Here is a 12,754-nt window from a genome sequence, read left to right on the forward strand (position 1 = left end):
GTGGGCGGGAGACCCGCCCACCCTGCGGCAAGCGTTATCGGCGCCATGCGCGACCGCTTACCCCTTCGGGTAGGGGCTCTTGCCGCCTTCCGCAATGAAGCGGTCGATCCGCGCGGACAACACCGGCAAGGGCACCGAGCCGAGTTGCAACACCGTGTCGTGGAAGGCGCGGATGTCGAATTTCGCGCCCAGTGCCTGCTCCGCCTTCGCCCGCGCTTCCATGATCGCCATCTCCCCCAGGTAATACGACAGCGCCTGCCCTGGCCAAGAAATGTAACGGTCCACTTCGGTCGTCACCTCATGCTCCGACAGCGCCGTGTTCTCGCGCAGGTAGGCCTGCGCCTGCTCGCGGGTCCAGCCCTTCGCGTGGATGCCCGTGTCGACCACCAGGCGGGCGGCGCGCCAGGCCTGGTAGCTGAGCATGCCGAACACTTCATACGGCGTCTCGTAGATGCCCATCTCGGCGCCCAGGCGTTCGGCGTACAGGGCCCAGCCTTCGCCGAAGGCCGAAATATAGGCGCGGCGGAACGGCGGCACGTCTTTCTGTTCGAGCGCGACCGGCATCTGGAAGGCGTGGCCCGGCGCCGACTCGTGCAGCGTCAGTGCAGGGAGGCTGTAGAGCGCGCGCGCAGGCAGGTTGTACGTGTTGACCAGATAGACGCCGGGGCCGCCGCGGCCGGCCGTGTACCAGGGCGCCTGGTCAGGCGGGACGGGACGGATCGCGAAACGCTGGCGCGGCAGGTAGCCGAAGTACTGGCCGGCCTTGCCGTCGAATTTCTTGGCGATCCAGGCCGCGCGCATCAGCAGCTCCTCCGGCGTCTTCGCATAGAACTGCGGGTCGCTGCGCAGGAAATGCAGGAAGGCGGGCAGGCCGCCGTGGAAGCCGGACTGCGCGATCGTCTCCATCATCTCGGCGCGGATCTTCGCCATCTCCATCAGGCCGATGCGGTGAATCTCGTCGGCGCTCAATGACGTCGTCGTGAACTCGACGATCTTCGACTGGTAATAGGCGGGCCCGTCCGGCAGGCTGGTCGCGGCCAGCGTCGTGCGCGCGCCGGGCACGTACTGCGCGCGCATGAATGTCAATACTGCCGCGTACGCGGGCTGGACTTCTTCCCAGATCGCGGCCACCGCCTGCGCGCGCAGCACGGCCTGTTCGGCGGCCGGAATGGACGCCGGCATGTTCTTGAACGGCGTGTAGAACACGGTGTCTTCGGGCGCGGCCTCGACCACCGACACGAGCGCGCTGTCGCGTCCCGCCAGGGTCACGCGCGGCGGCGTGAAGCCGCGCGCCAGGCCGGCGCGCATGTTCGCGATCTGCTCGTCGAAGTAACGCGGCAGGTGCTGCAAACGGGCGAGGTAGTTGCGGTAGTCGGCGGCGCTGGCCAGGGACTGGCGCGCGCCATAGGTCACGTCGGTCCAGAAGGCGCTGTCGGCATTGACCGGCTGCTCGTACTCGCGAAAGCGCAGCGCTTCGACAAAGGCGGCGATCTGGGCGCGGTAGACCTGGTAGTTGATTTGCTCGGGCGCCGACAGGGCGGCCGCATTGATGCCGTCGAGGCGGCGCAGTACGCCCTGCCAGTACGCCAGGCGCGCGGCCTGCGTGGTGGCATCGACGCGCTCGAAGTCGCTCGCCACCGGGTCGGGGGCGGCGTCGTCGTCCGCGAGACGCTCCTTCACGCGCCATGCCCACTCGGCCCGGTGGATCGCCGCGAAGCGCGCATCGGCCGCGGCGGTGGAACGCACAGGGACGGCGGAATCGCTGCCGGAACGGGCGGGGCCAGCGGCGGCGGCGGCCTGCCCGAACATCAACAGGCCTGCCGCGCACAGCGCGCTGGCCACGCTTTGTTTCCTCATCTCGCTTCCTCGCCTGTTATTTTCTGCCTGCATTAATTATGTCGCAGCGAAGTGGAGCTCGCCAGAAAACTTGCCTGGAAAGCGGACGCCGACGTAGGAATTCACCTTGTCTGCATGTGAATTTAATAAAATTGTCCGCATTGCCTCTATAATCATGCTTCAGCCAGCCACACGGCGAGCGGAATACATAACAAACGACAGCTGAACAGCGAGCATGGACCAAAACGACGGCCGGCGGCCATGGCCGCCTAACGATGCCGACCAGACCGATAGCGCCGGCGCCGCGGCGCTCGTGGCGCCGTGGATGCTCCTGAGCGAACAGCTCACGCCCCTGATCGGCGAAAGCGGCTTTTGCGCCTTGTTCGGGCGTGCGGTGCGCCTGTCCACCGGGCGCTTCACGCACCTCGGGACCTGCGACAGCACCCGGCCCGTGGCCGACCTCTTGACGTCCCTGACCAGAACCCTGAACGAGATCGAACACGGGCATGCAGCCGATGCGAATCGCGCCTTGCTCGATACTTTCACGACGCTGCTGGGTAGCTTGATCGGCGAAGCGTTAACGAAACAGCTGTTACACGTCGCACAAGAAAGCGGAAACGGGCAGAAGCATGGACAGGAGCAGAAGTAAATGAGCGATAAAGTAGCCTTGGGGCTCTTGCAAACAGGTGTGCCGGGACTGGACACGCTTCTTGGCGGCGGACTTCCCGAGTTTTCGTTCAACCTCGTCGCCGGCCCTCCCGGCAGCGGCAAGACGACGCTGGCGCACCAGATCATGTTCGCCCTCGCCACGCCCGAACGGCGCGCGCTGTTCTTCACCGTGCTGGGCGAGCCGCCGCTGAAGATGCTGCGCTACCAGCAGCAGTTCTCGTTCTTCGACATGAGCAAGGTCGGTCCGGCGATCCGCTACGTGAACCTGAGCGAAAGCCTGCGCACGGGCGACTTCAGCGGCGTGCTGGAACGCATCATGGCCGAGGTCGAGGCGTTTTCGCCCTCGCTCGTGTTTGTCGACTCGTTCCGCTCGGTGGTGCAGACGGCGAAAGCCGGCAACGAAGGCGTGGCCGACCTGCAATATTTTATCCAGGAGCTCGGCACGCGCATGACGAGCTGGCAGGCGACGACCTTCCTCATCGGCGAATACGCCAATTCCGATCCGGAAGCCAATCCGATCATGACGGTGGCCGACGGCATGCTGTCGCTGACCCAGGTGCACGAACACAGCACCGTGGTGCGCAAGATACGCGTCATGAAGATGCGTGGCCGCGCCCACCTGGCCGGCTCGCACAATTTCCGCATCACCGACGACGGCCTGCGCGCCTATCCGCGCATCCTGCCGCCGCTGGCGGACGACCGTTTTCCGGGCGGCGAGATCGACCGCAATCCGCAGCGCATCTCGACCGGTGTGCCGGGACTCGACCGCCTGATGCTGGGCGGGATGCCGCAAGGGCATACGATGCTGGTATCGGGCCCGACCGGCTCGGGCAAGACCATCATCGCCACCCGCTTCCTGCAAGAGGGCGCGCGCCTGGGCGAGAAGGGCGTGGCCCTGTATTTCGAAAAAGGCACGCCGCGCCTGCGCAACGCCGAGATGGCCGAGATGGTACAGAACGGCGACGTCGCCGTGGTCGAGAGCCGCCTGCTCGACCTCACGGTGGACGAACTGATCGACGAACTGATGCGAACCCTGCAGCGCACCGGCGCCCAGCGGCTGGTCATCGATTCACTCTCGGAGTTCGGTCTGTACATGGCGCCTGAATACCACGCGGACCTGCGCCTGGCCGTTTTCCGGCTGTTGACCGAGGTCGCCAAGCAGGGCGTCAGCGCCATCGTGACCATCGGCTTGAACGACGTGTTCACCGAATTGAGCTTCGGCGAGGCGAATATTCCTTTCCTGACCGATGCGATCGTCGCCCTGCGCTATGCGGAGGTCGATGGCAGGCTGCAAAAGTTCATGAATGTCGTGAAGGTGCGCGGCTGCGAGCACAGCACCGATTTCCGCGCCTACCGCATCACCGACGAGGGCCTGGAAGTCGATGAACTTCCGACCGAAGTCGCCGGTGTATTAGGGGGCGGATCGGCACGGGGCCTGGCGCCCAGATGAGGAGAACAGGGAATGTTTCACGAAGACGAGACCGGCTCGATGCAGCGTTCCCATGATTCCTCGGAGGCGCAGGTGCAGCCGGATGCCTATACCGGCGCGCTGCTGCGCCATATCGGGAGCCTGGAACAGGAGGTCGCGCGCCTGCGCGCCGCCGTCAAGGGCAAGGAAGACCTTGAAGCAAGCGTGGCGCGCCTGCGCGAAGCGAACGAGAACCTGGTGGTCGCCGCGATCAGCGCCCAGGGACTGCGCGACGACGCCGAAGCGGCCAACCGGCGCCAGAACGAATTCCTCGCCATGCTGGCGCACGAACTGCGCAATCCCCTGGTGCCGATCAGCATGTCCTCGATGCTGCTGGAACGCTCGGCGAATGCCACCCCGCAGCTGCTCAATTTCTCCAAAGTCATCCGGCGCCAGGTCGACCACATGTCCTGCCTGCTCGACGACCTGCTCGACGCCGCGCGCATCAGCAGCGGCAAGATCACCCTGAACCCGGAGCCTGTGGCCTTGTCGGGCACGATCGACCAGGCGCTCGAAACCGTGTTGCCCCGCATTAACGAGCGCAAGCAGCACCTCGACCTCGACCTGCCCGCCGAGGAGCTGGCCATCCGCGGCGATCGCGTGCGCCTGACCCAGGTGTTTACCAACCTGATCGGCAACGCTTCGAAATACACGGGCGACGGCGGTCGCATCGGCCTGCGGGTTGCGCGCGATGGCGACCAGGTCGTCGCCGTCGTCAGCGACAACGGCACCGGCATCGCGCCTGAAGTGCTGCCCCATATTTTCGACCTGTTCACCCAGGGGCCGCGTTCGCTTGCGCGCTCCGAAGGCGGCCTGGGCGTGGGCCTGAACGTGGTGCGCAACCTGGTGGCCATGCATGGCGGCATGATCGAAGCCGACAGCCCGGGCGTCGGCAAGGGCAGCCGCTTCACGCTGCGCCTGCCGGCCTGCGCGCTGCCCGAAACGGCGCCGCCCCTGCCTGAGCGCGATGGGGCGCCGGGCGGCGGCTGCCGGGTGTTGATCATCGAAGACAATGCCGACGCCTGCGAAACGCTCAAGGCCTTCCTCGACATGGAAGGGCACGAGGTGCACACGGCACCGGACGGCCAGGCGGGGCTCGACGCGCTGCTCGAACAGCAATTCGACGTCGTCGTCTGCGACATCGGCTTGCCCGGCATGGATGGGCTGGAAGTCATGACGCGCCTGCGCGCCACGGACGGGGGCGCGCGGCCGGTGGCCATCGGCCTGTCGGGCTATGGCCAGGCCGAGGACCGTGCCCGCGCCGCGCAGGCGGGGTTCGACCATTACCTCGTCAAACCGGTCAATCCGGACGCGCTGCTGGCACTCGTCGCCGCCCGCGCCTGACGTAGGGTGGGCGGGTCTCCCGCCCACGTGAGTGTTAATCCAGCTACTGGCTGAACGCGTGGACGGCGAAGCCGTCCACCCTACGGTGAATGGCCAAGCTGGCGTCGCTCAGGGAGACTCGCCGATTTCCCGTATCCAGTGGCGCCAGAGGCGGCGGGCCGCATCCTGGTACCTGCCGGCGGCGGCCATCAGCGTCTGCCGGGCCTGCGGCGGCATCAGTTCGGGCGGGAGCAGGGGATCGCGCACGAGCAGGCCGATGGCTTCGCGCCCGAGCAGCAGCGACTCGCGCAAGGCCTCGACCACGCCGTCCTGCCGCAAGACCTCCGTATGGGCATCGAGCGCGCCGGCGAGCGCAGCATACTGCCGTATCAGGGCATCGGCTTTCCACAGGCCGCCCGCACGCGCATGCCGGACCTCGTCGAGGCCGGTCAGCCGGAACACCATCGCCTGCGGCGACAGGCCGAGGCCCGCGAGCCCGGAACGCAGTCCGCCGATTCCGCCTTCCAGGTTGTCCGGCCGCAGGTGCAGGCCGGGCTCGAACTGGGCGAACCCACGCAGGGCCAGGGCCAGGCAGTGATGCCGCCATGCGGTCTTGTCCGACCGCTGCACCAGCGTGTCGTGGACGGCCACCCAGTCGCCGTTCCAGGCAACCATGCTTCCTTCCTTGCCCCGCCATGCGTCCAGATCGCGAAACAGCGGCCGTGACGCCGGACTGATCGCGTACAGGCCACGGGCCGGTTGCCGCAGCTTGCCCTGTTCGCACAGGCGTGTCAGCGCCACGCGCACGGCCGTCTCGCTGAGGTGCATGACGGCGCCGGCGCGGCACAGCACCTGCGAGGACAAGGCCGTCCCGTTCGCCATCAAGAGGTCGAGTATCACCTCGGGCGCCCTCGAGCGGCGGCGCGCGATATTACATGCAGTGTCCATAGTTGCGTAATAAAGAAACAATTCATAGTATGGACGCATTACTGCCTGGGTAGCAATGCATGAATGACGTCCTTTTCACGACCGACGGCGCGGTCTGCGCGATCACGCTCAACCGCCCTGATTGCCGCAACGCGGTGGACGGCCCCACCGCTGCCGCACTGCGCGCCGCCTTCGAACGTTTCGACGCCGACCCGTCCCTGCACGTGGCCGTGCTGTCCGGCGCGGGCGGCAACTTCTGCGCCGGCGCCGACCTGGCCGCAGTCGGCAATCCCGCCCTGCGCAACGAACTCGACCCAGGCGGCGGCGGAGGCGGCCCGATGGGGCCGACCCGCATGCAGCTGTCGAAGCCGCTCATTGCCGCGGTCAGCGGCTACGCGGTGGCCGGCGGCCTCGAACTGGCGCTGCTGGCCGACCTGCGCGTGGCGGACGAGGACGCGGTGTTCGGCGTGTTCTGCCGGCGCTGGGGCGTGCCCCTGATCGACGGCGGCACGGTGCGCCTGCCGCGCATCGTCGGCATGGGCCGCGCGCTGGACATGATCCTGACCGGTCGCGCGGTCGGCGCACCCGAGGCCCTCGGCATGGGGCTGGTGAACTATCTGGCGGCGCCCGGCACCGCGCTCGACCGTGCGTGCGAGCTGGCGCGGGCAATTTCGGCGTTCCCGCAAGGCTGCATGCTGGCCGACCGCCGCTCCGCTTACGAACAGTGGGAGCTGGCGCTGCCGGAGGCGCTGCGGCGCGAGGGCGCGCAGGGAACCCCGATGGTCTTTGCCGAAGGCGTGGCCGGCGCCCGCCAGTTCGTTCACGGCGCCGGGCGCCACGGCAGTTTCGACCCCTGAAGCGCGGCGCCGGGGCAGGGCAATCGTTGTTATCGACATCAACGCAGACAGGGAGAAATCGATGCAAGGGCAGCTGAAACGGAACCGCGACCGAATCCACGTCGGGATGCCCTCGACCCGGGGGCCGACCTACCTCGAACTGATCCGGCGCGGAGCCGCGCAGCACGGGCCGCGCACCGCCATCGTCTTCGGCGACCAGAGCATGACCTTTGCCGAGGTCGACGCCACCAGCAACCGGCTCGCCCATGCCCTGCTGGGACTGGCCCCCCAGGGCAGCAGGATCGGGCTGCTGCTCAACAATGGGCTGTACAGCGTGCCGATCGACTTCGCCTGCGTGAAAGCGGGGATGAACCGGGTTCCGCTCAATACCCGCCTGTCGCTGGGCGAGCACACGCGCATGCTGAAGGAGTCCGGCTGCACCTGCCTGGTCTTCGGTCCGGGCCAGGCGGAACAGGCGGCAGCCCTCGGCGCCGCCTTGCCCGGCCTGCGCTGCTTCGGCATCGGCGCCAGCGGCGCGCAGTCGCCCGATTTCCTCGGGCACCTGGCCTCATTCCCCGCGAATCCGCCGCGCATCGATATCGGTCCCGACGACGTGGTGCTGACGCTCTACACCTCGGGCACCACCGGCATGCTGAAGGCTGCCCAGCATACCCAGGCCAGCTACGCGGCCATCTGCCGCAACGTGCTGCTCAACCTGTTGAATCCCACGCCGGACGACGTCATGCTGCACGCGGCCTCGCTGATCCACGCCAGCGGCGTGTTCGTGCTGCCGTTCTGGCTGCGCGGCGGCCGTACCGTCATCCTGCCCGGCTTCGAGCCGGGTCAGTTCCTGGGCGCGATCGCGCAGCACGGCGTCACCGCCATCAACCTGGTGCCGACCATGCTGCAAATGCTCTTCGAGCACCCGGATGTCGGCGGCGCGGACGTCGGCTCCCTGAAATACGTCATCTACGGCGCATCGCCGATGCCGCGCGCCGTCATCGAACGCGCGATGGCCGCCTGGGGGCGGCACCGCTTCTGGCAGTATTACGGCCAGACCGAGGTGCCGCTGTGCCTGGCGGTGCTGCGGCCCGAGGACCACGTCGATGCGCTGCTTGGCACCTGCGGCCAGGGCGCGGTCGATGTCGAGATCCGGCTGCTCGACGAGGCCGGCAACGAGGTCCCGGCAGGCATGCCGGGCGAGATCACCGTGCGCGCGCCTTCGGCCATCAAGGCTTATTACAATGCGACGGCCCTCAACGCCGAGACCTTCATCGAAGGCGGCTGGGTGCGCACGCGCGACATCGGCGTGTTCGACGAACGGGGTTTCCTGCGCCTGAAGGACAGGACCTCGGACATGATCATCACCGGCGGCTACAACGTCTATCCGAGCGAGGTGGAAAATGCGCTGCTGACGCATCCGGCGGTGCGCGAGTGCGCGGTGGTCGGGATGCCGGACGAAACGTGGGTGGAGCTCGTCACGGCGGTCGTGGTCCTGAGGGCCGGGCACGCGCCGGGCGAAGCGGAGCTGATCGCGCACGTCGCCGGCATGCTGGCCTCGTACAAGAAGCCGCGCCGGGTCGTGTACGCCGCCAGCCTGCCCAAGACGGCGGTCGGCAAGATGAACCGCAAGGGCTTGCGCGACGCGCTGGGCGAATTGTAAGGGGCCAATGCTGGGGTCAGGTCTGACATCCCCCCTGTGTCACGCTAGTTGTCGCCTCACATTTAGGAGACAACATGAGCAAACTGTATTCCGACGCCTTCATCGAACAAGCCTTGGTGAAGGTGTATTCTCGCGGCAAGCGCACCATACAGGACGTTGCCGACGACCTGCACGTCAATGTGTACACGGTCAAGAACTGGATTCGCAGAAAGAATTTATATATGTTGAAAGCGTCCTCTGACAGGGAAAAGCGGCCGCAGGACTGGAGCCGAAGCGAGCAGCTGGTGGCGCTGCACGAAACGCACGCCCTGGATGAGGAAGCGCTGCAGGCCTGGTGCCGCGAGCGTGGGCTGTTCGTGCACCATCTTGAAGCCTGGCGTACCGGGTTCTGCCTGGATGCAAAGCCGACCGCCCCCGTCGATACACGCGAGATGCGCAGCCTGCAGCAAGAGATAGACAAATTGCGCCGGGATTTGGATCGTAAAGATAAAGCACTCGCGGAGGCCGCAGCGCTGCTCTTATTGCAAAAAAAGTTCAATGCGCTGTGGGAGGACGAGGTCAAATGACCTTGCCCGCAGCGCGGGCCGATATCGTCGCGATGGTCGCCCAAGCCGTTTCCTCGGGAGCGCGCCATACCAAAGCATGTGAAATCATCGGCTTGAGCTTGCGCACATTGCAGCGCTGGAAGCTAGTCGGTGCTGCGCCCGATGGGCGTACGACGCGCGTCCAACAACCAGTTCATGCGTTGACGGCGCGAGAGCGTGAAGAGATTCTCGCTATCGCCAACTCGGCCGAGTTTGGCCAGATGCCGCCTAGCCAGATCGTGCCGCGCCTGGCCGACCAGGGCACTTACCTGGCCTCCGAATCGACGTTCTATCGGGTGTTGCGAAGCGCTGGCCTGGTCAAGCATCGGCAGGCGGCGCGGCCGGTTCAAGAGCGCAGCAAACCGCGCGCCATCTGTGCCACGGCGCCTAACCAGCTCTACAGTTGGGACATTACCTATTTGCCGAGCGGGGTAAAGGGAATCTATTTTTACCTGTACATGTTCATCGATATCTACAGCCGAAAGGTCGTTGGCTGGCAGGTTTATCGGGACGAGCATAGCAACCTTGCGGCCGAGGTCATGCGCGACATCTGTGCACGTGAAAAAATCCAGCCCAACCAGGTGATTCTACATTCCGACAATGGCAGCCCGATGAAGGGCGCGACCATGCTGGCGACCTTGCAGGCACTGGGCGTGATGCCTTCGTTCAGCCGGCCGGCCGTCAGCAATGACAACCCATATTCGGAATCCTTGTTCAAGACCTTGAAGTACCGCCCCGACTATCCCGGTAAAGCATTTACGGACCTCGCACACGCACGCAACTGGGTGGCCAGATTCGTGCGCTGGTATAACAACGAGCACCGTCACAGCACCATCAACTTCGTGACGCCGACCCAACGTCACGCGGGCCTCCACCACGTGTTGCTGGCAGCCCGCACAGCCGTCTACAACGCCGCACGTGAGGCCAATCCGCTGCGTTGGACCGGGTCCATACGCAACTGGTCGCCGATCAGGGAAGTGCATCTCAACCCCGACCACGCGATCAGCGAAACCACAGCGCCGGCGACCAATATGCCGGCTTTTAGAAGAACAGCTTAACGGCTGCTCACGCGACAACTAGCTTGACAACCACCGCATCTGGACACGGCCTCAACGATAGCCTGCCGAACAAGGCAGAGGTCGCGCCGAGGCGGGAGTCCGAATGTCAGACCTGACCCCAGCTCCTTGCCTGCCATTGCTCGCGCGTGATCTCGTAGGCGGCGTGCGGCCGTTCGTACCAGGTTTCCAGTCCGCGGTAGCGCATCCCGAGTTTCTGCATCACCTTCGCCGAGTTGTCGTTGTCGGGCAGGCAGACGGCAACGAGCAGCGGCGCATCGAGGGTCTCGAAGGCCCAGCCGGCCATCGCCCGCGCCGCTTCGCTGGCCAGTCCCTGGCCCCATTTGTCGGGTACCAGGCGCCAGCCGATTTCGTGCGGGTTGGCCGGGTCGCGGCCCAGGTACTGGATGGCGCCGGCGCCGACCAGCCGGTCCGTATCGCGCTCGATGAAGGCCCACCATGAAAAGCCGAATTGCGCCCAGCGGCTCTTGACGAGCTCGATCATGTGCCGGGTCTGCTCGGGCGTTTCGGGCGTGCCGGTGATGAAGCGCATCACGTCGGGCAGGCGGTTCATGGCCTGCAGGCCGTCGAAGTGGTGGTCGTCGATGGGTTCGAGGCGCAGGCGTTCGGTGGTCAGTATGGTCATTGGTATTTCTTTCGAAAATACGTTGGCGGCGGTGTACCGTAGGGTGGGCACTCGTGCCCACGCGGTGCGGCGTGTACATGTCGAACGGCCTGATTCGGGCTGCGACGTCGCGTACTCGCGGGGACGTTGCGTCAATGCCGACGTTGAACCGCGTGGGCACGAGTGCCCACCCTACGGTGCACAACGACCAACATAAAAAAAGGGCCGGCGAACCGGCCCTTCCTCACGCACGCTTACTGGTGCGCGTTGTGCGTCGCCGTCAGGCGCCGCATCAGCGGCAGCACGGACAGGGCGATCAGCGTGCAGATCACGGCCGCGATGCCCAGCTTGTTGAACAGGCTGGTGTAGATCGGCAGCGTTTGCAGCGGGTCGGTCATGCCTTGCGGCACGCTGGCATAGTTCGCCACCACGCCGCCCAGGTATTGCGAGATGCCCGTCGCGACGAACCAGGCGCCCATCATGAAGCCGCCCATCCGCGCCGGCACATAGCGCGCGATCATTGCCAGGCCGAGGCCGGAAACGAGCAGCTCGCCCAGCGAATACAGGCCGTAGCCGGCGATCATGATCCACGACGAAGTCAGGCCGTTGACGGCGAACTGGCCGGCGACGCCGTAGGTGAAGAAGCCGACCGCCACCGACGCGAAGCCGAGCGCGAACTTGGCGGCGATCGAGAGGTCTTTGCCACTACGGCCGGCGCGGGTGTAGGCAATCGCCAGGACCGGACTCAGCACCATGATCCAGATCGCGTTCAGCGCCTGGAATTGTGCCGGCGACCAGGTGAACAGGTGGGCGCCCAGCACACTGAAGTCGAGGTCGACGTTACGCAGCGCGAACAGCGACAGCGAGGTCGACATCTGCTGGTAGAAGATGAAGAAGAACACGGTCTGCAGCGTCAGCACCAGGGCCGCGATCAGGCCGGCGCGTTCGCTCGGTTCGCTCTTGCGGATCAGGTGCACGAAGATGCCGAGCACCACCACGCCGGCGAGATAGACAAACATGCGGGCGAGAGTCTGGTACTGCAGGATCATGGCCGAGACGCCGACCGCCACCACGCCGCCGGCCAGCACCATGGCCAGCTTGCCGAGGTCGAGCGGGCGCTCGTCCGGCAGGGAGCCGACGTGGCGGATGGTCGCGCGCATCATCAGCAGGGAGAGAACGCCGATCACCAGGCCCACGCTGCACACGCCGTAGGCCACGTGCCAGCCGATTTCACTGCCGTGGGCCGCGTTGAAGTAATCCTTGATCGCCGGCGTGGCCAGCATCGAGAAGGTCGAGCCGACGTTCACCGCCATGTAGTACATGGTAAAGGCGCTGTCGATTTTCGAGTCGTCGCCTTCGTAGATCTTGCGCACCAGGTTGGCGGTGTTCGGCTTGAACAGGCCATTGCCGACCACGATCACGCCCAGTGCCGAGAACAGGAACCAGGTATTGGTCGTCGGCACCGCCATCAGCGCGTAGCCGATCGACATGATGATCGCGCCCAGCACCATGCAGCGCTTGGTGCCCAGCACCTTGTCGCCGATCCAGCCGCCGATGGCCGGTGCGACATAGATCAGTGCCGCGGCCGCGCCCCAGACCAGGTTGGCGCGGCTGTCTTCGAAGCCCATGCGCTGGACCATGAAGTACACGATCAGCGCCTGCATGCCGTAATAGCCGAAGCGCTCCCACAACTCGATCATCCAGACGGTGACGAAGGACCGGGTCTGGCTGTACGGCAGGATTTCCGTTTTCAATTTATCTCCTTGTT

Annotated in this window: 9 protein-coding genes and 1 pseudogene; 6 read left to right on the forward strand and 4 right to left on the reverse strand. The window is 65.8% G+C overall.

Going from position 1 to position 12,754, the window contains the following annotated elements:
• Positions 1-57: 57 nt before the first annotated feature.
• On the reverse strand, positions 58-1,857 hold the full coding sequence (locus AC1MEM_RS14160) for a DUF885 domain-containing protein (RefSeq protein ID WP_499471405.1): 1,800 nt from the start codon (positions 1,855-1,857) through the stop codon (positions 58-60).
• 214 nt (positions 1,858-2,071) lie between these two features.
• On the opposite strand from AC1MEM_RS14160, the gene AC1MEM_RS14165 reads away from it, so the two are divergent.
• Genes AC1MEM_RS14165 through AC1MEM_RS14175 form a run of 3 tightly spaced genes read left to right on the forward strand, consistent with a single transcriptional unit; the run spans position 2,072 to position 5,317 of the window.
• Positions 2,072-2,485, forward strand: coding sequence for a hypothetical protein (locus tag AC1MEM_RS14165; RefSeq protein WP_499471406.1), 414 nt, complete (start codon positions 2,072-2,074; stop codon positions 2,483-2,485).
• On the forward strand, positions 2,486-3,955 hold the full coding sequence (locus AC1MEM_RS14170) for a DUF7125 family protein (protein WP_499471408.1): 1,470 nt from the start codon (positions 2,486-2,488) through the stop codon (positions 3,953-3,955).
• Between the two features lie 12 nt (positions 3,956-3,967).
• Positions 3,968-5,317 carry a hybrid sensor histidine kinase/response regulator gene (locus AC1MEM_RS14175; RefSeq protein ID WP_499471410.1) on the forward strand — a complete coding sequence of 450 codons (1,350 nt, stop codon included), beginning with the start codon at positions 3,968-3,970 and terminating at the stop codon, positions 5,315-5,317.
• A gap of 108 nt (positions 5,318-5,425) precedes the next feature.
• Here AC1MEM_RS14175 and AC1MEM_RS14180 read toward each other — a convergent pair whose 3' ends face one another.
• The gene (locus AC1MEM_RS14180; RefSeq protein ID WP_499471412.1) at positions 5,426-6,244 is read right to left on the reverse strand and encodes a PaaX family transcriptional regulator; all 819 of its coding nucleotides are present in this window, start codon (positions 6,242-6,244) and stop codon (positions 5,426-5,428) included.
• A gap of 59 nt (positions 6,245-6,303) precedes the next feature.
• Here AC1MEM_RS14180 and AC1MEM_RS14185 point away from each other — a divergent pair, with 59 nt between their 5' ends.
• From AC1MEM_RS14185 to AC1MEM_RS14195, 3 genes and pseudogenes are all read left to right on the forward strand, one after another.
• Complete coding sequence (locus AC1MEM_RS14185; protein ID WP_499471414.1) at positions 6,304-7,080, forward strand: crotonase/enoyl-CoA hydratase family protein; 777 nt, start codon at positions 6,304-6,306, stop codon at positions 7,078-7,080.
• 61 nt (positions 7,081-7,141) lie between these two features.
• On the forward strand, positions 7,142-8,722 hold the full coding sequence (locus tag AC1MEM_RS14190; RefSeq protein ID WP_499471416.1) for a class I adenylate-forming enzyme family protein: 1,581 nt from the start codon (positions 7,142-7,144) through the stop codon (positions 8,720-8,722).
• Between the two features lie 74 nt (positions 8,723-8,796).
• A pseudogene (locus AC1MEM_RS14195) lies at positions 8,797-10,364 on the forward strand (IS3 family transposase).
• Between the two features lie 106 nt (positions 10,365-10,470).
• Here the strand turns inward: AC1MEM_RS14195 and AC1MEM_RS14200 are convergent.
• Together AC1MEM_RS14200 and AC1MEM_RS14205 are read right to left on the reverse strand one after the other, a co-directional pair.
• Complete coding sequence (locus AC1MEM_RS14200; RefSeq protein WP_499471418.1) at positions 10,471-11,007, reverse strand: GNAT family N-acetyltransferase; 537 nt, start codon at positions 11,005-11,007, stop codon at positions 10,471-10,473.
• A gap of 233 nt (positions 11,008-11,240) precedes the next feature.
• Positions 11,241-12,686 (reverse strand): peptide MFS transporter, encoded by a 1,446-nt coding sequence (locus tag AC1MEM_RS14205; RefSeq protein ID WP_499477648.1) that lies wholly within the window; start codon positions 12,684-12,686, stop codon positions 11,241-11,243.
• Positions 12,687-12,754: the final 68 nt, after the last annotated feature.

It is taken from the genome of Telluria sp. AIW5 (assembly GCF_056680575.1).